Consider the following 20,035-nt stretch of genomic DNA (forward strand, 5'->3'; position numbering starts at 1 on the left):
GCCTGCCGCCCGCCCCGCTCCCCGCGGCCCGAGCCCCCTCCCCCCCGCGCCCCGCCGCCGGTCCCCAGGCCCCCGACCCCCGTCCCCGGACCCCAGCCCCCAGTCCCCGGGCCCCAGACCCCAGACCCCAGCCCCCAGTCCCCGGGCCCCAGTCCCCGGACCCCAGTCCCCGGCCCCCAGTCCCCGGGCCCCAGTCCCCGGGCCCCAGTCCCCGGCCCCCAGTCCCCGGACCCCGCCGCTCCCCGTCCCTGGTGCGCCGCAGTGGCCGGCGTCGGGGGCCGCCGGGCGCCGGCCGCTGCGGCCGGTGGCGGGCGGGCACCTTTTCCAGCTGATTCGTGTGCGCACCGCACCCACCCCCCTATAAACCGCGCAGACGGTTTGTTAACCTGGGGGTTCATGCCGGTCGCGCCCAGGAGGGAGGCATCGTGACAGTCCTCAATGACGTTTCTCAGGTGGCCGCAGAGCTGCCGGACGGGCGGGGGTGTGTCGCCGAGCTGCACGGCATCCGTGCGCGGGCGCTGGCCGGGCCGGGGGAGGAGGCGACGGCGGCGCAGCACGCCCGGGGCAGGCTGACGGCCCGTGAGCGTATCGGGCTGCTCCTGGACGCGGGCTCCTTTTGCGAGGTGGAGCAGCTGCGCCGGCACCGGGCGACGGGGTTCGGCCTGGAGGCGAGGAAGCCGTACACGGACGGGGTGGTCACCGGCTGGGGCACGGTGGAGGGCCGTACGGTCTTCGTCTACGCGCACGACTTCCGCATCTTCGGCGGCGCGCTGGGCGAGGCCCACGCCACGAAGATCCACAAGATCATGGACATGGCCGTCGCGGCCGGGGCCCCGCTCATCTCCCTCAACGACGGGGCCGGCGCCCGCATCCAGGAGGGCGTCAGCGCGCTCGCCGGGTACGGCGGCATCTTCCAGCGCAACACCCGGGCGTCCGGTGTCATCCCGCAGATCAGCGTGATGCTCGGCCCGTGCGCGGGCGGCGCGGCCTACAGCCCGGCGCTGACCGACTTCGTGTTCATGGTCCGCGGCACCTCGCAGATGTTCATCACCGGCCCGGACGTGGTCCGGGCCGTCACCGGCGAGGAGATCACGCACAACGGCCTGGGCGGCGCGGACGTGCACGCCGAGACGTCCGGCGTCGCCCACTTCGCCTACGACGACGAGGAGACGTGTCTCGCCGAGGTCCGCTACCTCCTCGGCCTCCTCCCGCAGAACAACCGGGCCCATCCGCCGCGCGTGCCGTGCGCCGACCCGCCCGGCCGCCGCTGCGAGCGGCTGGCCGGCCTGGTCCCCGCCGACACCGGCCGCCCCTACGACATGGCCGACGTCATCGGGGAGATCGTCGACGAGGGCGAGTACCTGGAGGTCCACGAGCGCTGGGCGCGCAACATCATCTGCGCCCTGGCCCGCCTCGACGGCCAGGTGGTGGGCATCGTCGCCAGCCAGCCGCAGGCCCTGGCCGGCGTCCTGGACATCGAGGCCTCGGAGAAGGCCGCCCGCTTCGTCCAGATGTGCGACGCCTTCAACATCGCGGTCATCACCCTGGTGGACGTCCCCGGCTTCCTGCCCGGCGTCGGCCAGGAGCACGGCGGCATCATCCGCCACGGCGCCAAACTGCTGTACGCGTACTGCAACGCGACCGTGCCCCGGATCTCACTCGTGCTGCGCAAGGCGTACGGCGGCGCCTACATCGTCATGGACTCCCAGTCCATCGGCGCCGACCTCACCTACGCCTGGCCGGCCAACGAGATCGCCGTCATGGGCGCCGAAGGCGCCGCCGGCGTCATCTTCCGCCGCAAGATCGCCGCCGCCCGGGACCCCGCCGCCATGCGGGCCCGCATGGTCAAGGAGTACCGGGCCGAGCTGATGCACCCCTACTACGCGGCCGAGCGCGGCCTGGTCGACGACGTCATCGACCCCGCCGAGACCCGCGAGGTGCTCATCGCCTCCCTGGCGATGCTCCGCACCAAACACGCCGACCCGCCCTCCCGCAAGCACGGCAACCCGCCGCAGTAACGGAGCACTTCGCATGGCCAGACAGCAACGAGCGCTGCGCACCCGCCAGGCGCTGATCACGGCGGCCGCCACGGTCTTCGACCGCGACGGCTTCAGCATGGCCTCGCTCACCGCGATCAGCTCACTGGCCCAGGTGAGCAACGGAGCGCTCCACTTCCACTTCGTGAACAAGGCCGCCCTGGCCGACGCGGTGGAACAGGCCGCCGCCCAGCGGCTGGAGAGCATCGTCACGGCCCACGAAGGTGCCGCCGGCAACTGCCTGCAGCTGCTCGTGAACACCTCCCACGACCTCGCCCGCCGGCTCGCCGCGGACGTGGTGCTGCGCGCCGGTTTCGAACTGGGCCGCAACCGGGTCCGCGGAGCAGACCAGGCACTGCACCACCAGTGGCACGCATGGGTCGGGGCCGCGCTGGAGCGCGCGGCCGGCGAAGGGGTGCTCGCCGAGGTCGCACCCGAGACGGTGACGTCCTCCGTGGTGGCCGCGACGACCGGCTTCGAGGTGCTGGGCACCCGGGACCCCCAGTGGCTCTCGCACGCCACCGTCACCCGCTTCTGGCAGCTCCTGCTGCCAAGACTGGCCGCGGCCTCCGTACTCGGCGACCTGGCGGCGGGCGGCAGCCGCTCCCGGTGACCACGCCCCCGGGGGCGGCCGCCGGGAGCCGCACCGCCGGCCGCCCCCGTTCCCATAACCAGACCGCACGTTCTGTTTTTGGGTGCGTCATGCACCTTCAGTGGGCTCGCGCGGGCGGCGGTGCCGCGGCCGCGGGGGCCGGAAAGCTCTTGGCCACCGTGGCATACCGGCCTTGGTTCCGCCTGGAACGCCGGACCGCCCCGGCGCCGACTCCCGCCATTCTGCGGCCTTTACGGCCCGGTGGAGCCCCTGTGCGGATGCGGCCGCAGGCCGGCGCCGGGGGCGGGGCGTGTGGCCGGATGTACGTCACTCCCATTGACAAACCGACTGTGCTGTTTTTTTAATCGTCTTCGAGCCAGAGTCGTCGAACGCCCTCCGGGTGTCCAAGCGGCGGCCCTCGCGGCATGGACCCGCACGCAACCGGCATGGGACTCCAAGGGGGACAACACAGTGGACATCGAAGTTCTGGGCGCGCTGTCCGTACGCGAGCACGGCGTCTCGGTCACACCGACCGCTCCGAAACCGCGTCAGGTGCTGGCCCTGCTGGCCCTGCACGCCGACCGGGTGGTCCCCGTCTCCGCCCTGATCGAGGAGCTGTGGGACGACGAGCCGCCGCGCAGCGCCCGCACCACCCTGCAGACGTACGTGCTCCAGCTGCGCGAGCTCATCGCCGCGGCGCTGGCCGCGGGCGGCGAACGCGACGTCACCGCCAAGGACGTCCTGGTCACCCTGCCCGGGGGCTACCGCCTGGACACCCGGGGCGGCCGGGTCGACTTCCGCGAGTTCGAGCAGCGCGCCGGGGCCGGCTACCGGGCCGTGGACGCCGAGGACTTCACGGGTGGGGCACGCAGGCTGCGGGAGGCCCTGTCGCTGTGGACCGGCACCGCGCTCGCCGACGTGAGCGCCGGCAGCCGGCTCGGCCTGGAGGTCAAGCGCCTGGAGGAGTCCCGGCTGTGTGCGCTGGACCAGCGCATCGAGGCCGACCTCAGACTCGGCCGCCACCGCGAACTGCTGTCCGAGCTGACCGTCCTGGTCAACCGGCACCGCATGCACGAGAGCCTGCACGGCCAGTTCATGGTGGCCCTGCACCGCTCGGGACGGCGCGGCGAGGCACTGACCGTCTACCAGCGGCTGCGGGCCACCCTCGTGCACGAGCTGGGACTCGAACCGTCCACGACGATCAGCCGGCTCCAGCGCTCCATCCTGACGGCCGCCGCGGAGACCGTCCCGGCCCGCGGCCCGCAGGACAGCGGCCGGGCCGTGGCCCGCGTGGGCTGACCCCGCCGGGCCGGGTGACCGGGCAGCGGCCCCGGTCACCGGCCCCCCGCCGCGACACCGCCGCCCGCAGGCCGCCAAAGCGGCGGACCAGAGCCTTCCGGCCGGCCGCGAGCGCCCGCTCCGTGGCGGGGCCGGCCGCAGCGGCGGGAGAACCGCCGCCCGCAGGCCGCACAGGCGCCCCACGCCCCCCGGCGCGGCCGGTTCCCCCACCCGGCCGCCCCCGGCGGCGCAGACGCCTCCCGCCGACGCCCCCCTCGTGCCCCACCCCCGGCCCCAACACCGGCTCCCGGGAAGGCAGTTCACCTCCCCGGCTGCCCCCACCGGTCTCCAACACCGACTCCCGGAAGGGCAGTTCATCTCCCCAGCCGGACCCCCGGACGGCGGTATCCGTGGCGTCCCGGCCCGTCCCCTCCCGGCCCGTCCCCTCCCGGCCCCTCCCTTCCCGGCCCGTCCCTTCCCGGCCCGGGCGGGCCCGGCCGGGGTGCAGGACGCAGCCGCAGAGCCGGGCCGCGGTCCATGCGCGGTGCGGTGCGCGGGGCCGGGCGCGGTGGTGCCGGCAGCCGCCGCAGCCGGGCCGCGGGCCTGCCGAGCCTTCCCGGCGTCCGCCGGATGCGGTGCCCGCCCCACCGTCCGCCGATGAGCCGCTGCGCCCCGACGCCCTGCCCCGGCCCTGCCTCGCCCCCCCGGGCGGCGCCCTGAGCCCGGTACGGGCGGCGCGGACCCCGACGGGGCCGGCCATCCGGAAACTCGACGGGGCCGGCCATCCGGAAAGAAGGGGGGGGAACGACGCCGTTCTCCGCGGTCGGTCCCCGTCCGGTGATCCGATTCCTGCCGGCCCAAAAGACACCGCCCAATTCCCGGCTGCCGGACGCCGGACGGTGCACGGGAACGGGGCGCCGCGAGTCCGTTTCCGGGTGCCGCCCGCGCGCCGTCACGCCGCCTCGCCGCCTCTCCCGGTGTTTCCGCCCGGCCTCGGCGGCGCGGAAAGGGCGGCACCGCGCACGGGCCGGCGGAACAGGGGCTGCAGAATCTTCTCGCAGTACGCAGACGGCATGCCGCAGATACGCCAGGAACTGCTGGGAGCGGGGCCGCAAGGATTCCGCTCGATGACTCCTCGACGAATGGGGAGGCGCGCGGTTGCGGCGGGATACGGCGCGCCTCGTGCATCCGTCGTGGGGCAAGGACAGCGGGCCCCCGCGTGGCGCAATATCGACCGAGCCTCGGGCACCGGTTCGAACGCCGGCTCGGAAGCCGAGTCCAGTTGTCGAGGTACGGGGAAGGAAGCCATGGAGATTCGTGTTCTGGGTCCGCTGAGTGCCGACGTCAACGGGATGTCGATCGTTCCGACGGCCGGGAAGCCGCGCCAGATCCTGGCCCTGCTCGCGCTCTACCCGGGCCGGGTCATGCCCGTGCCCACGCTCATGGAGGAGATCTGGGGCACCGAACTGCCCCAGAGCGCCCTGACCACCCTGCAGACCTACATACTCCAGCTGCGCCGCCGGCTCGGTACCGCGATGGGACCCGGCGCCCCGGGCACCGCCAAGGACGTGCTCGCCACCCGGCACGGCGGCTATCTGCTGCAGGTACCGGCCGAGGCGGTCGACGTCCACGCCTACGAACGCCTCGTCACCGAAGGCCAGCAGGCCTTCGAGGACGGCGAGGACGAGCGGGCCGCCCGCACCTACCGCACGGCGCTCAACCTGTGGCAGGGGCCCCCGCTGGTCGACGTCCCCGTCGGCCCGGTCCTGGAGATCGAGGCGATGCGGCTGGCGGAGAGCCGGCTCGTCACGCGCGAGCGCCGCATCGACGCCGACCTCAGGACCGGCCGGCACGCCGAAGTCACCGCCGAACTGACGGACCTGATCGCCCGCCACCCCGAACACGAAGGGCTGCACTCCCAGGCCATGGTGGCGCTGTACCGCTCCGGCCGGCAGGCCGCCGCGCTCGACGTCTACCACCGGCTGCGCCGCCGCCTGGTCGACGAGCTGGGCGTGGAGCCCTCACCGCAGCTGCAGCGGCTGCACCAGGCCATCCTCGCCGTGGACCCCCAGCTGGACCTGGCGTCCGGGCCCCGGCGCACCTCCACCTTCGACCTGTACGCGGCCTGACCCCACTCGGCCGCCGGCGCCGGTCAGCTCGCCGAGCCGATGTCCTTCAGCACGGCGCGTTCCAGCGCGGTCAGCGGCAGGTCGGGGCGCAGGCGTTCGGGATGGCCCGGCCCAGGCGCGTCCATCAGGCGGGCATCGGCCCGGGCCGTCTCACCCGCGAGCTGGACCGCGCCGACGGCAATCAGGCACTGCCAGAGCGTGGCAGCCAGGGTGCGGGCGGAGCGCAGCACACGCCGGGCGAACGCCATCAGGGCCTCCTTCGGTCCACGGATCGTCGTCCCTGCTCCGGCCAGGCTGGAAGCGCCCGCTCGAAAGCCGCCCGAAGTTCTCTCAAGACCGGGTCGAGCGCCGGACCCGGCCCAGGGAGCAGGGCCCGGTGCGCGCGCCGGCCGGCCATGGAACCGCCCGCCCCCCCCGCCGAACCACGCGCCATCACCCGCCCGGTGGGCCCCGGCTGCCGACACGCGGTGCTCCGGCCGCACCACCACGAGAGCGGCGCGGCACGGACGCCCGCACGCAGACCCGCCACCGGCAGCCCCGGCCCGGCCCCCACCGCACGGCGCGCGGCCGGGCGTCACGCACGCCTTCCCCACGGGGACGGAGCCCGCCCAGCGCCTGGACGTACGGCCCCGGGGGCAGACCTCGGGCCCCGGGACGGACGTACGGCGCCGGGGCGGACGTACGGCGCCGGGGCGGACGTACGGCGCCGGAGCGATGGCCCGCGGGCGGCCCCCGGGCCCGCACTGCCGGGCCCCCAGCCGGGCCCCCAGCCGGGCCCCCAGCCGGGCCCCCAGCCGGGCCCGCGGCCGGGGCCCGCAGCGGGCCGGCGTCCGGCCGGGGGCGTCCGGTGTGCGGGGTGTGCCGGCTCTGGCGGGGATTCCAGCGGTGTTCGAGGTGAGGGCGAGCCGCCCTCCACCGGATCAGGACACAGTCCATGGCGAGCCTGTACCAACCGGCGGGCGGCGCCCCATGACTGCCCGTCCCGCCTGCCGGACGCCGAGACGAGAGAGGGGTGTGGGGCATGTATCTCGCGCCCGTGCACCGTATGGCCCAGCACACGCAGGTCGACGCCCCCGCCGGCGTGCTCTACGGCCTGATCGCCGACGCGCTGCGCTGGCCCGTCTTCCTGCCGCCGACCCTGCACGTCGAACAGCTCGAGTTCGACGGCGAGTGGGAACGGCTGCGGATGTGGGTCACCGCCAACGGCGAGGTCAGGTCCTGGACCACGCGCCGCGTCCTGGACCCCGTGGCGCACCGCGTCGACTTCCGCCAGGAGGTGCTGCCCCGCCCGGTGACCTCCATGGGCGGCAGCTGGACCGTCGAGCCGCGCGGCCCCGAACGCTCCCTGGTCACCCTGCGCAACGACTTCGCCGTGAGTGACAACGCGCGCGCCGACGTGGACTGGGTGAAGCGGGCCACCACCGCCAACAGCCGCGCCGCCCTGACCAACCTGCGCCTGCTCGCCGAGCGCTGGCGCCGCCTGGACGACCTCGTCCTGTCCTTCGAGGACACCGTGTTCGTCGACGCACCCGTCGAGCCCGTGTACGGCTTCCTGCACCGCTTCGGCGACCGGCCCGACGCGGTGCCCGGCGCCGGCAGGATCGACATCACCGAGCAAGCGCCCGGCGTACAGCTGATGACCGTCGAACTGCCCGGACCCGACGGGAGTATCCGCACGACCGAATCGGTACGGATCGGCTTCCCGCACGCCGCACGCATCGTCTACAAGGACGTCCTGGACACCGAACAGCCCGCACTGCTCGCCGCGCACACGGGGGAGTGGTCGGTCGAACCCGGCGCCCCCGGCACGGGCGTCACCGTCGTCGCCCGCCACCACGCGGTCCTCGACGAGGACGCGGTACGCGCACGCTACGGCGACGGCCCGCACGCGGTGCGCCTGGCACGGCAGGCCCTGCGCACCCGCCTGGCCCGCCAGAGCGGCCGCGCGCTGCGCCTGGCCAAGGAGCACGCCGAGTGCGTCCCCGCCCGCGGCGCCTGAGCACACCCCCCGGGCCCGGGCCTGCGGCGCCTGAGCACACCGCCCCGGCCCGCGGCGCCTGAGCACACCGCCGCCCCCCGGCCCGCAGACCCCCTTGCCCGCCGCCGCTCATCGCGCCCCCTGTCCGTATCCGCCGCACGGGCTGACGCCGGAGGTCCCACGTGAACGACAGCCTCACCGCGGCCGCCGCCGCGTCCGCCCACGGGCCGGCACCCGCCCCTGGGCCCCAGGAAGGCGGCGACGGCCCGGCACGGGCCCGCCGCGTCGAGACCCTGCTCGGCGACCCCTTCGCCGCCGGCAACCCGCACGGCCAGCAGGCGCTGCTCGCCGCCGACGAACGCCGCCAGGCCCCCGCCGCCACCGAGGAACTCCTCGCCCGCTTCGGCCTGGCCGCCGAGTTCGTGCCCACCGCGCTGGGCGGCCGCCTCACCGGGGCCGAAGCCCTCGCCCAGGTACTGCGGCCCCTGTTCAGGCGGGACGTGGCGCTCGGCTTCGGCGCCGGCATGACCGCCCTGTTCGCGGCCTCCGCCGTGTGGGCGGCCGGCGACGAACGCCAGCGCCGCGACACCGCCGCACTGCTGCTGGGCGGCAGGCGCCTGACGATCCTGCACCGCGAGTTCGCCCACGCCAACGCGATCCTGCGCGGCGAGTACACCGCACACCCCGCACCCGGCGGCTACCGCGTCGAGGGCCGCAAGGACGTCGTCATCAACGCCGACCGCGCCGACGCCTTCGTCGCCTACGCCCGCACCGCGCCCGGCGACGGCCCGGGCAGCCACTCCGTGTTCCTCCTGGACACCGCGGGCCTGCCGGCACACGCCGTGCACCGCCTGCCCCGCGCCCGCACCCACGGCATGCGCGGCGCGCACTACGCCGGACTGCGCCTCAAGGACTGCCCGGTACCCGACGCCGCCCTGGTGGGACAGGCGGGCGAGGGCGTCAGCCTGTCCCTGCGCACCTTCCAGGTCAGCCGGGCCCTGGTGTCCGGCGGCGCCCTGGTCGGCGGCATGGACAGCGCTCTGCGCTACGCCGTCCGCGCCGTCACCGAGTCCCGCCGCCACCTCGTGCTGCGCGGCCGCCGCGGCCGCGTCCTGGCCGGAGTCTTCGCCGACCTCCTGGCCTGCGACAGCCTCGCCGTCGCCGGCCTGCGCCTGCTCGACCTGGCCCCCGAACACGCCCTGGTCCCCTCCGCCGCCGTCAAATACGCCGTGTCCGCCCTGCTCCACGAAGACCTCGACGAACTCACCGCGGTCCTCGGAGCCCGCGGCTACGACCGCGGCCCCGCCTACGGCGGCTTCCAGAAACTGGTACGCGACCTGCCCGTGGCCGGACTCGGCCACGCCGGCACCGCCGACACCCAGGCCGTGCTCGTCCCGCACCTGCGCACCCTCGCCCACACCGCCCGCAGCCGCACCACCCCCCACGAGGCACCCGGCGCGCTGTTCACCCCCGGCGCCACAGACAGCACTCTCGACTTCACCCGGCTCGACGCACAGCCCCGCGACCGGCACAGCGGCTGCGACGGCCTGCTCGCCGTACTGCCCGCCGCCGCCGCCCGCCTCGACGGCAACCGCCGCCGCGGCCCCCGCTGGGCGGCGCTCGCCGACCTCGCCCGCGCCTTCGCCACCGAGGTGCACACCCTCACCCAGCGCTGCGCCGCCCTCCCGCAGTGCCCGGATGCCGGGACACCGGCGGCCGCCTACGCCCTCGTCGACCGGTACTGCCTGCTCCTCGCGGCCGCCTCCTGCCTCGCCGTCCGCGAGAACGCCGCCCCCGACGCCCCCGACGGCGGCCTGCTCGCCGAACCCGACTGGGCACTGATCGCCCTGACCCGGTTCGGCCGCCGCCTCGGCCTGGAAGTCCCCGCCCTGCCCGACGACATCACCCCCGCCCTGGCGGCCCGCCTCGTGGACCGCTACCGGCACCAACGCAGCTTCGACCTCTACGGGATGCGGCTCGCATGAGACCCCGCCCCCGCAGAAACGATCCGGCTCCCCGCCGGGCGGCCCCGCCGCCCACCCGGGCCGCCGCCACCGGAGCACGACGCAGGGAGGCGCACCCCATGCACCACCGCCGGCCCACGCCCCGACCCCCGGACGACAGCATCACCGACGACAGCGTCACCGACGACAGCGCCACCGGCGGCAGCGTTACGGACGACAGCGCCACCGACGACAGCGTCACCGGCGACAGCGGCGCGGGCGGCAGCGGCACGGGCGGCAGCGGCGCGGGCGGCAGCGGCGCGGGCGGCGGCCGTGTCACGGACGACACCGACGCGGCCGACGCCGCCGGCGTCCTGGACACCCTGCGCCGCCTGTCCGCCCTGGGCGTCGTCACCACCGCGCACGGCGCCGCTCTCGCACCGCCCGTGCACATCCCGCGCCCGGACAGCTCCTGGCTGCAGGTCCGCGCCGACCTCCTGGACCGCGGGACCACGGTGGCCTACGCGACCTGGACCGAATGGCTGCCCGCGGTGCTCACCACACCCCGCCTCGAAGCGCTGCTGGGGCGGGACTTCCCCCGCTACACCGGCACCCGGGACCCCGCGGTCCGCGCCCGGTTCGCCGCCTCCCGGCTGCTCATCAAGTACACTGCCGCCGCCGCGCTGGGCATCGGCCCACGCGACATCGACATCGCCTACCGGCTCGGCGGCCGCCCCTACCTGCGCGGCCTCGACCAGGTGGAGGTGGCCCTCACCCACACCGGCGAGCTGATGGCCGTCGCCGTCAGCCGCATGGGCCGCATCGGCCTGGACGCCGAGCGCGCCGGCCGCCGCTTCGACCCGGACCTGGTACGCGCCCGGATGTGCACCCCCGCCGAGGCCGCCGAACTGGACACCCTCCCGCCCGCCCGGCAGGCGGCGTGCGTCCTGCGGCTGTGGACCCTGAAGGAGGCCTACACCAAGGCGCTCGGGCAGGGCATGCGGCTGGCCTTCACCGAGTTCGGCTTCGGTCTCGCCCTCGGCGGCCTGCGCACCCCCGACGGCGCCGCGGCGCAAGGCGACGAATGGGCGTTCGCCACCCACCCGGTCCTCGGCCGCTACCTCATCAGCGCGGCCCGCCACGACGCCGGACTCGACCCGGCCGGCGACACCTCGGTCACCACCATGCTGGACCCCCGCCTGCTCACGGCGATGACCCCGCCGCCGGACCGGGACCCCGCCACGGACCAGGACCCCGCCGTGGACATCTGAACCCCCCGTCAGCGCCGGGCGGGAGGCTCGCCCTCGGTGAACAGGACCCGGAACGACAGCTCGCCGATCCGCCACCCGGCGGCCGTCCTGCGGGCCGCACCCGAGGCGAGCGTCCCCGCGCGAAACAGCGGCGGCCGCCCGCCGCCGGGGTGGTGGACGTGCGTGGTCAGCACGTTGGCGCAGAAGAGGGCACGCTCCGCCGTGACGGTCACCACCGCCGGCGAGCCCAGGTGCTGGGTGGCCGCGAACGCCGCGAGCGAGGCACGGTGCCACCCGGCGAGCCCGGCGCGCCCCTCGTGGCGGCTCATCGGGAAGGCGACCACCGCGTCCTCGGTGAACAGGCCCCGGGCCCAGGCGTCGTCGAGTTCCCCGTCGTCGAGCGTGAGCAGATAGCGGCCCACGAGATGGGCGACCACAGCGGCGTCGGCCGCATCGCCGGCCCCGGCCGGCGCGGCGGGCAGAAAGTTGGAAGTCACCGCCCGAGCATGGGCCCGCCCGCGGCCGCCCGACCAGGCACCTGCCAGAGATCTGACATTGGCGGCCAAGTTCTGTAACCAATTGCGCAAAGCCTGTACCGGACTCGCTTTACCGTTCCTGAGCGGTCCGGCAATACTCATCAAACACCAGTCGGAAGAGGGCAGATGGATACCTTTGACGCGGACGTGATCATTGCAGGAGCAGGGCCCACCGGACTCATGCTCGCAGGCGAGTTGAGTCTGGGCGGAGTCACCGCCCTGGTCGTCGACCGGCTTGCCGAACCCATCAGGGAATCGAGGGCCCTGGGATTTTCCGCGCGCACGATCGAGGAATTCGCGCAGCGTGGACTCCTTTCCCGTCTCGGTGATGTGGATGTCATTCCGTTCGGTCATTTCGGCGGAGTTCCGCTCGATTACCGGGTCGTTGAGGGCGGTTCCTACGGGGCGCGCGGAATCCCCCAGTCACGGACCGAGGCCATGCTCGCCGGCTGGATCGCCGAGCGCGGCGTCGAGGTCCGCCGCGGCGTCGAGGTCACCGGTGTCGAGCAGGACGACGACGGTGTCCGCGTCCACGTGGCCACCGCCGGCACCGCCGCCACCCTGCGCGCCCGGCACGTCGTCGGCTGCGACGGCGCCCGCAGCGTCGTGCGCACCAGCGCCCGGATCGACTTCCCCGGCAGCGCCCCCACCGTCGAACTGCGCTTCGCCGACATCACCGGCGTCCCGCTGCGCCCGCGTTTCAGCGGCGAGCCGGTGCCCGGCGGCATGGTCATGGTGCTGCCGCTGGGCCCGGACCGCAGCCGCGTCATCTACTACGACCGTGCCCAGCCGATGCGCACCGGCCAGGACCCGATCACCTTCGAGGAGGTCGCCGAGGCGTTCCACCGCCTGTCCGGCGAGGACATCAGCGCCGCCACACCGCTGTGGGTCTCCTCCACCACCGACGTCAGCCGCCAGGCCGCCCAGTACCGCAACGGCCGCGTCTTCGTCGCCGGCGACGCCGCCCACATCCACCTGCCGATCGGCGCCCAGGGCATGAGCGCCGGCATCCAGGACGCCGTCAACCTGGGCTGGAAGCTCGCCCTGGACGTCAAGGGCCTGGCCCCCGAGGGGCTGCTCGACACCTACCACAGCGAGCGCCACCCGGTCGGCGCCCGCATCCTCGCCAACACCCTCGCCCAGCGCACCCTCTACCTCGGCGGCCAGGAGGCCGGCCCGCTGCGCCAGGTGTTCACCGAACTGGTCCGGCACGAACAGGTGCAGCGCCACCTGGTGGGCATGGTCACCGGACTCGACATCCGCCACGACGTGGGCTGCGAGCGCCACCCGCTGCTCGGCCGCCGCCTCCCGGACCGGCAGGTCACCCGCGACGGCGTCAAGCAGAGCGTCTTCACCCTCCTGGAGCCCGGCCGCGGCCTGCTGCTCGACACGGCCGGCAACCGCGCGCTGCGGGCCGCCGCCGACGGCTGGTCCGACCGCGTCGACACCGTCACCGTCCACGACACCGACGAAGCCACCGGCGCCGGCACCGGGGCCGTCCTGGTGCGCCCCGACGGCTACATCGCCTGGGTGGGCGGCCCCGGTGAGGGGCCTGCCGCCGGCGTCACCGGGATGGCGCTCACCGACGCGCTCGCCCGCTGGTTCGGCCCCGCCCGCTGACCCGGCCCCTCTGCCGGCCGCACGACCGCACGTGTCCCAGGACCTGAAGGAAGCGAAGAAGACCATGCCGATCATCTCCACCGAGGACAACTACCTCACCGTCCTCAACCTGTTCACCACCGACACCCCCGAGCACCAGGACCAGCTGCTCACCGAGATGCAGAAGATCGTCGACGCGGCCGCCTACCCGGGATGGATCTCCTCCACCGTGCACGCCGGGCAGGGCACCCCCGCCACCGCCAACCTGATCCAGTGGCGCAGCGGCGAGGACCTGGAAAAGCGTTACGACGGCGAGGAGTTCAAGCACCGCACGCTACCCGTCTTCCGCGAGATCACCACCGCCATCCGGCTGCTGCAGAACGAGATCGTCTTCTCCCGGACCCGCCCCGGGACCGGCCACCGCGTCGAGGTCTCGCCCGACCGCGACGACTACACGGCCATCGAGGTCCACCGGGTCGGCCAGGCCGACCAGGCCGAGCTGGTCACGCTCCTGGGCGAGGGCCAGGACTGGCTGGTCAACGTCCCCGGCTACCGCTCGCACAGCGTCTTCAAGGGCCTGCGCGCCATGTTCGTCGAGGGCGCCTTCGCCGTCGTCTACTCCCAGTGGGACAGCAAGGAGAGCTACGAGGCCTTCCGCGACCTGCCCCACGCGACGAAGCCCGGGCCCCGCCGCGCCAACGACGAGCGCATCGCCGCCCTGCAGACCGGCCACGACGCCAACACCTACCGCGTCGTGCACACCCGCACCGCGGGCGAGTAACCCCCGCACCGCCCCGCCGTACGCCCCCCGGCACTGCCCCGCCGTACGCCCCCGGCACCGCCCCGCCGTACGCCCCCGCACCGCCGCGCCCCCGCACCGCCGCAGCGGCCGGCCGGCCGGCGGGCCGGTGTCCGTGCCCCGCGCCGCCACCCACCGCACCCGCCCAAGGAGCGAGAACCTATGCACAGCACGCTGATCGTGGCCCGCATGGCGCCCGGTTCGAGCGCGGACGTCGCCCGGCTGTTCGCCGACTTCGACGCCAGTGGCATGCCGCACCGCATGGGCACCCGCCGGCGCCAGCTGTTCGCCTTCAACGGCCTGTACTTCCACCTGCAGGACTTCGACGACGACAACGGCGGCGAACAGATCCAGGGCGCCAAGGACGACCCCCGCTTCGTGCGGATCAGCGACGACCTCAAGCCGTTCATCGACCCCTATGACGCCGTGACCTGGCGTTCGCCCGCCGACGCCATGGCACAGCGCTTCTACCGGTGGCAGGCGCCCGCCTGAACGGGCGGCACGGACACCCGGCCGCGGCCGCCACACCACGATCAGCCGGGGCGCCGGCGCCCCTGAGAACCCAAGGACGGACCCCATGGCCACCACCCAGTTCACCCTCGACGCCCTGCGGCGGATCCTCCTGGAGGCCGCGGGCGCGGACGAGAACGTCGACCTCGACGCGGACATCCTCGACACCACCTTCGAGGTCCTCGGCTACGAGTCCATCGCGCTGCTGGAGACCGGCGGCCGCATCGAGCGCGAGTACGGCATCGTCCTGGACGACGACGACCTCGGCGACGACCTCACCCCCCGCGACCTGATCGACATCGTCAACGCCCAGCTGTCCCCCTCCGGGGCCCGGGCCGCCTGAGAGGAACACCCCCTCATGTCCGACACCACCCGCCGGGTCGCCCTGGTCACCGGCGCGACCAGCGGCATCGGCCTGGAATGCGCCCGGCTGCTGGCCCGCCAGGGCCACCGGGTCTTCATCGGCGCACGCGACGCGGACAACGTCGCCCACACCGCCAAGGCCCTGCGCGAACAGGGCCTGGACGCCGACGGCCACCACCTCGACGTCCGCGACGCCGCCGGCGTGCGGGAGTTCGTCGACGCCGCCCTGGCCGCCTTCGGCACCGTCGACGTCCTGGTCAACAACGCCGGCCGCTCCGGCGGCGGCCCCACCGCCGACATCAGCGACGAGCTGTGGGACGACGTCATCGACACCAACCTCACCAGCGTCTTCCGCATGACCCGGGAAGTCCTCACCACCGGCGGCATGCGCGCCAAGGACCGCGGCCGGATCATCAACATCGCCTCCACCGCCGGCAAGCAGGGCGTCGTCCTGGGCGCCCCCTACTCGGCCTCCAAACACGGCGTCGTCGGCTTCACCAAGGCCCTGGGCAACGAACTCGCCCCCACCGGCATCACCGTCAACGCGGTGTGCCCCGGATACGTCGAGACGCCCATGGCCCAGCGGGTGCGGCAGGGCTACGCCGCCGCCTGGGACACCAGCGAGGACGAGATCCTCAAGAAGTTCCAGGCCAAGATCCCGCTGGGCCGCTACTCCACGCCCCAGGAGGTCGCGGGCCTGGTCGGCTACCTCGCCTCCGACACCGCGGCGTCCATCACCTCCCAGGCACTCAACGTCTGCGGCGGCCTCGGCAACTTCTGAACCCCACCCCGAAAACAGGGGGCCGCCGCGCCCCGCCCACCGCAGCCGCGTAGCACCGAGGAGAAGCCGTCATGACGACTCGTGAGGCCGAGCACGAGATCACCATCAGCGCGCCCGCCGGCGCCGTCTACCGCCTCCTGGCCGAGGTGGCCAACTGGCCGCGGATCTTCCCGCCCACCATCCACGTGGAGAGCCAGGAGACGGGCCCCGGCGAGGAACGCATCCGCATCTGGGCCACCGCCAACGGCGAGCCCAAGACCTGGACCTCGCACCGCACCCTCGATGCCCGGGCCCTGCGCATCACCTTCCGCCAGGAGGTGCCGGCCCCGCCGGTCGCCGCCATGGGCGGCACCTGGATCGTCGAACCCCTGGGCGCCGACACCTCACGCGTCAGGCTCCTGCACGACTACCGGGCCGCCGGCGACGACCCGCACGACCTGCTGTGGATCGAGCGGGCCGTGGACAAGAACAGCACCAGCGAACTGGCCGCCCTCAAGGAGAACGTCGAACGCGTCCACGCCGCCGACAGCCAGGAGCTGACCTTCTCCTTCACCGACACCGTCACCCTCGACGGCCGGGCCAGGGACGCCTTCGCCTTCGTCAACGAGGCCGGCCGGTGGCCCGAGCGGCTGCCGCACGTGGCCCGCGTCCGCTTCACCGAGGACACCCCCGGCCTGCAGGAACTGAAGATGGACACCCGCGCCAAGGACGGCTCCACCCACACCACCAAGTCCTACCGCGTCGTCCTGGGCCAGGACCGCATCGTCTACAAGCAGGTCACCCTGCCCGCCCTGATGACCCTGCACACCGGCGTGTGGACCTTCCAGGACACCGGCGACGGCGGCGCCAGGGCCTCCTCCCAGCACACCGTCACCCTCAACACCGACAACATCGCCCGCATCCTGGGCCCCGCCGCGAGCGTCGCCGACGCCCGCGCCTACGTGCACGGTGCGCTGAGCACCAACAGCCTCGCCACCCTCGGCCACGCCAAGGACCACGCGGAGCGGAACCGCTGACATGGCCGGCCAGGAGCACCCCGGCGGCCCCGCCCCGCGCACCCGGCCCGCCCGCACCCTCGACACCCAGGTCATCGTCGTCGGAGCGGGCCCCACCGGCCTGCTCCTCGCCGGTGAACTGGCCCTGCGCGGCATCCAGGTGACCCTCGTCGAGCGGCGCCACCGCCCCAGCACCGAGTCCCGCGCCTCCACCCTGCACGCCCGCACCATGGAACTGCTCGACAGCCGCGGCCTGCTCGCCGACCTCGCCGGCCCCCCGCACGAGGCGCGCGGCCACTTCGGCGGCATCCCCCTGGACCTGACCCTGCCCAGCCCCTACCCCGGCCAGTGGAAGGTCCCCCAGACCAGGACCGAGTCCGTCCTGGAGGAATGGGCCCTGGGCCTGGGCGCCGACCTCCAATGCGGCCACACCCTGCACGCCGTCACCGACCACGGCTCCCATGTCGAGGCGGCCGCCACCAGCCGCCACGGCCACCGGCTCACGCTGCGCGCCGCCCACCTGGTCGCCTGCGACGGCCAGGACTCCACCGTGCGCCGCCTGACCGGCGCCGCCTTCCCGGGCACCCCGGCCGCCCGCGAACTGCTGCGCGCCGACGTCGAGGGCATCGACATCCCCACCCGCCGCTTCCAGCGCCTGCCCGCCGGCCTCGCCGTCGCCGCCCGCAACCCGGCCGGCGTGACCCGCGTCATGGTCCACGAGTTCGGCGCCCAGGTCCGCGAACGGGCCGCCCCCCAACCCTCCTTCGACGAGATCACCGCCGCCTGGAAACGCGTCACCGGCGAGGACATCACCGGCGGCACCCCGCTGTGGGCGGGCCGCTTCGACGACGAGACGCGGCGCCTGGCCCGCTACCGGCACGGCCGCATCCTGTTCGCCGGAGACGCCGCCCACCGCCAGATGCCCATCGGCGGCCAGGCACTCAACCTCGGCCTCCAGGACGCCTACAACCTCGGCTGGAAACTCGCCGCCACCGCCGACGGCACCGCCCCCGCCCATCTCCTCGACAGCTACGACACCGAACGCGCCGCCGTCGGCGCCGCCGTCCTGTCCAACATCCGCGCCCAGGCCCTGCTGCTGCTGGGCGGCCCCGAGGTGGAAGACCTGCGCACCGTCCTGGCCGAACTCATCACCCACGAGGAGGTACGCGCCCGTCTCGCCGGCATGATCAGCGGCCTCGACGTCCGCTACGACGTCGGCGGCCCGCCGCACCCGCTGCGGGGGGCACGGCTGCCGCCGGTGCGGCTGCGCACCGGCGAGAGCGTCTGCACCACCGCCGAACTGCTGCGCTCCGGACGCGGCCTGCTCCTGGCCCTGGACGGCCCGCCCCCGCCGATCGGCACCGCCCTGGCCGGCCGCGTCGACACCGTCACCGCCCAGGCGGCCCCCGGCTCACCGCTCGCGCACACGCCCGCCGTCCTGGTCCGCCCCGACGGCCACGTCGCCTGGGCGGGCGGCCAAGACGGCCACGGGCTCGCCGAGGCGGCCGGACGCTGGTTCGGCATCCCCTGACCCCCCGGCCCCCCACCGAGCACGGACCACTGATGACTGAGAGGGAATCCACGACCATGCAGGACACCACGATGGACGCCGACGTCATCGTCGCAGGCGCAGGCCCCACCGGACTGATGCTCGCCGGCGAACTGCGCCTGGGCGGGGCACACGTGATCGTGCTCGACAAACTGCCCGAGCCCACCGGCCAGTCCCGCGGCCTGGGTTTCACCGCCCGCGCCATGGAGGTCTTCGACCAGCGCGGGCTGCTGCCCCGCTTCGGGCAGGGCGAGAGCCTTGAGACCAGCCCCGTCGGCCACTTCGGCGGCGTCCAGTTCGACTTCACCGCCCTCGAAGGCGCCCACTTCGGCGCCCGCGGCATCCCGCAGAGCCAGACCGAGGCCGTCCTCGCCGCCTGGGCCGGCGGCCTCGGCGCCGACATCCGCCGCGGCTGCGAGGTCCTCGCCCTCGCCGACGGCTTCCAGGACGGCGACCACGCCGAGATCACCGTCGCCACCGCCCACGGCGTACGGCAGCTGCGCGCCCCCTACCTGGTCGGCTGCGACGGCGGCAAGAGCACCGTGCGCAAGCTCGCTGGCATCGCCTTCCCCGGCACCGAGGCCACCCGCGCGATGTTCCTCGCCGACGTGACGGGCCTCGACCTCAAGCCCCGCTACCTCGGCGAAACCCTCCCGAACGGCATGGTGATGGCCGCCCCGCTGGGCGAGGGCGTGCACCGCATCATCGTCTGCCCGCACGGCGCCGCCGCCCGCAGCGCCGACGACACCGTCACCTTCGAGGAGGTCGCGGGGGCCTGGAAGCACATCACCGGCGAGGACATCAGCGCCGGCGGCGCCGACTGGGTCAGCTTCTTCAGCGACGCCACCCGCCAGGCCGCCCACTACCGGCGCGGCCGCGTGCTGCTCGCCGGGGACGCCGCCCACATCCACCTGCCCGCCGGCGGCCAGGGCCTGAGCACCGGCGTCCAGGACGCCGCCAACCTCGGCTGGAAACTCGCCGCCGTCACCACCGGGCGCGCCGGCGCCGCCCTCCTGGACACCTACCACGCCGAGCGCCACCCGGTGGGCAGCCGCCTGCTGATGAACACCCGCGCCCAGGGCATGGTCTTCCTCGGCGGCGACCAGGCCGAGCCGCTGCGCCGGATCATCACCGAACTCACCGGCTACGACACCGTCCGCCGCCACCTCGCCGGCATCGTCTCCCACCTCGACATCCGCTACGACGGCATCGACGCCGGCGAGCCCGGCAGCAGCGCCACCACCCACCCGCTGCTCGGACGGCGCCTGGGCAAGCTCCCGCTGACCGGCCCCGGCGGCCACAGCGACACCTTCGCCCTGCTGCACGCCGGGCACGGCGTCCTCCTCGACCTCACCGGCGACAGCGCTCTGAACGAGGCGGCCGCGCCCTGGGCCGGCCGCGTCGACGTCGTGACCGCCACCCCCACCGCCACCGCCACCGCCGCCGAAGCCGGCGCCGCCTTCGCCGGCGCCGACGCGCTGCTGGTCCGCCCCGACGGGCACGTCGCGTGGATTGGCGCCGGCGGCCGCGACGGTCTCGAAGCCGCCCTCACCCGCTGGTTCGGCACCCCCGGCCAGGGATGACCCACACCGTGAGGGGGGGGGGGCGGGGGCCCCGCGCGGGCCGCCGCCCCCCACTCAGCCGGCGGGCGCCCAGGGGGCGCGACGCCGCGCCCGCGGGCGCCACCGGCGGGGGCG

17 protein-coding genes are annotated in these 20,035 nt (G+C 74.7%); 15 read left to right on the top strand and 2 right to left on the bottom strand.

Annotated features, from left to right (window positions below; genetic code table 11):
* The first annotated feature begins 425 nt into the window (after nt 1–425).
* The 4 genes from ACFWR9_RS36830 to ACFWR9_RS36845 all read left to right on the top strand — a co-directional run bounded on the left by ACFWR9_RS36830 (nt 426) and on the right by ACFWR9_RS36845 (nt 6,035).
* Nucleotides 426–2,018: an acyl-CoA carboxylase subunit beta gene (locus tag ACFWR9_RS36830; protein WP_383850319.1), complete on the top strand. Its 1,593-nt coding sequence runs from the start codon at nt 426–428 to the stop codon at nt 2,016–2,018.
* 13 nt (nt 2,019–2,031) lie between these two features.
* Nucleotides 2,032–2,649, top strand: a complete 618-nt coding sequence (locus tag ACFWR9_RS36835) for a ScbR family autoregulator-binding transcription factor (RefSeq protein ID WP_383850322.1) — start codon at nt 2,032–2,034, stop codon at nt 2,647–2,649.
* A 450-nt stretch (nt 2,650–3,099) separates the two neighbouring features.
* Nucleotides 3,100–3,927: a BTAD domain-containing putative transcriptional regulator gene (locus tag ACFWR9_RS36840; RefSeq protein ID WP_383850325.1), complete on the top strand. Its 828-nt coding sequence runs from the start codon at nt 3,100–3,102 to the stop codon at nt 3,925–3,927.
* A 1,286-nt stretch (nt 3,928–5,213) separates the two neighbouring features.
* A complete protein-coding gene (locus ACFWR9_RS36845; protein WP_383850327.1) occupies nt 5,214–6,035 on the top strand; it encodes a BTAD domain-containing putative transcriptional regulator in 822 nt (273 codons plus the stop codon).
* 23 nt (nt 6,036–6,058) lie between these two features.
* On the opposite strand, the gene ACFWR9_RS36850 is transcribed toward ACFWR9_RS36845, so the two are convergent.
* On the bottom strand, nt 6,059–6,283 hold the full coding sequence (locus ACFWR9_RS36850) for a DUF6059 family protein (protein ID WP_383850329.1): 225 nt from the start codon (nt 6,281–6,283) through the stop codon (nt 6,059–6,061).
* Between the two features lie 773 nt (nt 6,284–7,056).
* Here ACFWR9_RS36850 and ACFWR9_RS36855 point away from each other — a divergent pair.
* From ACFWR9_RS36855 to ACFWR9_RS36865, 3 genes are all read left to right on the top strand, one after another.
* The gene (locus ACFWR9_RS36855) at nt 7,057–8,034 is read left to right on the top strand and encodes an SRPBCC family protein (protein WP_383850332.1); all 978 of its coding nucleotides are present in this window, start codon (nt 7,057–7,059) and stop codon (nt 8,032–8,034) included.
* A 161-nt stretch (nt 8,035–8,195) separates the two neighbouring features.
* A complete protein-coding gene (locus ACFWR9_RS36860) occupies nt 8,196–9,998 on the top strand; it encodes an acyl-CoA dehydrogenase (RefSeq protein WP_383850335.1) in 1,803 nt (600 codons plus the stop codon).
* A gap of 98 nt (nt 9,999–10,096) precedes the next feature.
* Nucleotides 10,097–11,227: a 4'-phosphopantetheinyl transferase family protein gene (locus ACFWR9_RS36865; RefSeq protein ID WP_383850337.1), complete on the top strand. Its 1,131-nt coding sequence runs from the start codon at nt 10,097–10,099 to the stop codon at nt 11,225–11,227.
* A gap of 8 nt (nt 11,228–11,235) precedes the next feature.
* Here ACFWR9_RS36865 and ACFWR9_RS36870 read toward each other — a convergent pair whose 3' ends face one another.
* Nucleotides 11,236–11,703 carry a nuclear transport factor 2 family protein gene (locus ACFWR9_RS36870; protein ID WP_383850340.1) on the bottom strand — a complete coding sequence of 156 codons (468 nt, stop codon included), beginning with the start codon at nt 11,701–11,703 and terminating at the stop codon, nt 11,236–11,238.
* 165 nt (nt 11,704–11,868) lie between these two features.
* On the opposite strand from ACFWR9_RS36870, the gene ACFWR9_RS36875 reads away from it, so the two are divergent.
* From ACFWR9_RS36875 to ACFWR9_RS36910, 8 genes are all read left to right on the top strand, one after another.
* A complete protein-coding gene (locus ACFWR9_RS36875; RefSeq protein WP_383850343.1) occupies nt 11,869–13,362 on the top strand; it encodes an FAD-dependent monooxygenase in 1,494 nt (497 codons plus the stop codon).
* A 31-nt stretch (nt 13,363–13,393) separates the two neighbouring features.
* Entirely contained in the window at nt 13,394–14,122 is a 729-nt protein-coding gene (locus ACFWR9_RS36880) for an antibiotic biosynthesis monooxygenase family protein (RefSeq protein WP_383850345.1), read from the top strand.
* A 180-nt stretch (nt 14,123–14,302) separates the two neighbouring features.
* Complete coding sequence (locus ACFWR9_RS36885; protein WP_383850348.1) at nt 14,303–14,632, top strand: TcmI family type II polyketide cyclase; 330 nt, start codon at nt 14,303–14,305, stop codon at nt 14,630–14,632.
* A gap of 85 nt (nt 14,633–14,717) precedes the next feature.
* The gene (locus ACFWR9_RS36890) at nt 14,718–14,993 is read left to right on the top strand and encodes an acyl carrier protein (protein ID WP_376363583.1); all 276 of its coding nucleotides are present in this window, start codon (nt 14,718–14,720) and stop codon (nt 14,991–14,993) included.
* A 15-nt stretch (nt 14,994–15,008) separates the two neighbouring features.
* Nucleotides 15,009–15,794 (top strand): 3-oxoacyl-ACP reductase FabG, encoded by a 786-nt coding sequence (gene fabG / locus ACFWR9_RS36895; RefSeq protein WP_383850350.1) that lies wholly within the window; start codon nt 15,009–15,011, stop codon nt 15,792–15,794.
* A 71-nt stretch (nt 15,795–15,865) separates the two neighbouring features.
* Nucleotides 15,866–16,810: an aromatase/cyclase gene (locus ACFWR9_RS36900; protein ID WP_383850352.1), complete on the top strand. Its 945-nt coding sequence runs from the start codon at nt 15,866–15,868 to the stop codon at nt 16,808–16,810.
* 1 nt (nt 16,811) lies between these two features.
* Nucleotides 16,812–18,320, top strand: coding sequence for an FAD-dependent oxidoreductase (locus tag ACFWR9_RS36905; RefSeq protein WP_383850353.1), 1,509 nt, complete (start codon nt 16,812–16,814; stop codon nt 18,318–18,320).
* Between the two features lie 32 nt (nt 18,321–18,352).
* Nucleotides 18,353–19,921, top strand: coding sequence for an FAD-dependent monooxygenase (locus tag ACFWR9_RS36910; RefSeq protein WP_383850356.1), 1,569 nt, complete (start codon nt 18,353–18,355; stop codon nt 19,919–19,921).
* Nucleotides 19,922–20,035 lie beyond the last annotated feature (114 nt).

The organism is Streptomyces sp. NPDC058534 (genome assembly GCF_042717365.1).
GTDB lineage: Bacteria > Actinomycetota > Actinomycetes > Streptomycetales > Streptomycetaceae > Streptomyces.

What these genes read in the sequence shown, in the direction of transcription:
- ACFWR9_RS36835 (WP_383850322.1), top strand. Translation starts at nt 2,032, where the DNA reads ATGGCCAGACAGCAACGAGCGCTGCGCACCCGCCAGGCGCTGATCACG.
- ACFWR9_RS36845 (WP_383850327.1), top strand. Translation starts at nt 5,214, where the DNA reads ATGGAGATTCGTGTTCTGGGTCCGCTGAGTGCCGACGTCAACGGGATG.
- ACFWR9_RS36850 (WP_383850329.1), bottom strand. Translation starts at nt 6,283, where the DNA reads ATGGCGTTCGCCCGGCGTGTGCTGCGCTCCGCCCGCACCCTGGCTGCC.
- ACFWR9_RS36855 (WP_383850332.1), top strand. Translation starts at nt 7,057, where the DNA reads ATGTATCTCGCGCCCGTGCACCGTATGGCCCAGCACACGCAGGTCGAC.
- ACFWR9_RS36865 (WP_383850337.1), top strand. Translation starts at nt 10,097, where the DNA reads ATGCACCACCGCCGGCCCACGCCCCGACCCCCGGACGACAGCATCACC.
- ACFWR9_RS36875 (WP_383850343.1), top strand. Translation starts at nt 11,869, where the DNA reads ATGGATACCTTTGACGCGGACGTGATCATTGCAGGAGCAGGGCCCACC.
- ACFWR9_RS36885 (WP_383850348.1), top strand. Translation starts at nt 14,303, where the DNA reads ATGCACAGCACGCTGATCGTGGCCCGCATGGCGCCCGGTTCGAGCGCG.
- ACFWR9_RS36890 (WP_376363583.1), top strand. Translation starts at nt 14,718, where the DNA reads ATGGCCACCACCCAGTTCACCCTCGACGCCCTGCGGCGGATCCTCCTG.
- fabG (WP_383850350.1), top strand. Translation starts at nt 15,009, where the DNA reads ATGTCCGACACCACCCGCCGGGTCGCCCTGGTCACCGGCGCGACCAGC.
- ACFWR9_RS36900 (WP_383850352.1), top strand. Translation starts at nt 15,866, where the DNA reads ATGACGACTCGTGAGGCCGAGCACGAGATCACCATCAGCGCGCCCGCC.
- ACFWR9_RS36905 (WP_383850353.1), top strand. Translation starts at nt 16,812, where the DNA reads ATGGCCGGCCAGGAGCACCCCGGCGGCCCCGCCCCGCGCACCCGGCCC.
- ACFWR9_RS36910 (WP_383850356.1), top strand. Translation starts at nt 18,353, where the DNA reads ATGACTGAGAGGGAATCCACGACCATGCAGGACACCACGATGGACGCC.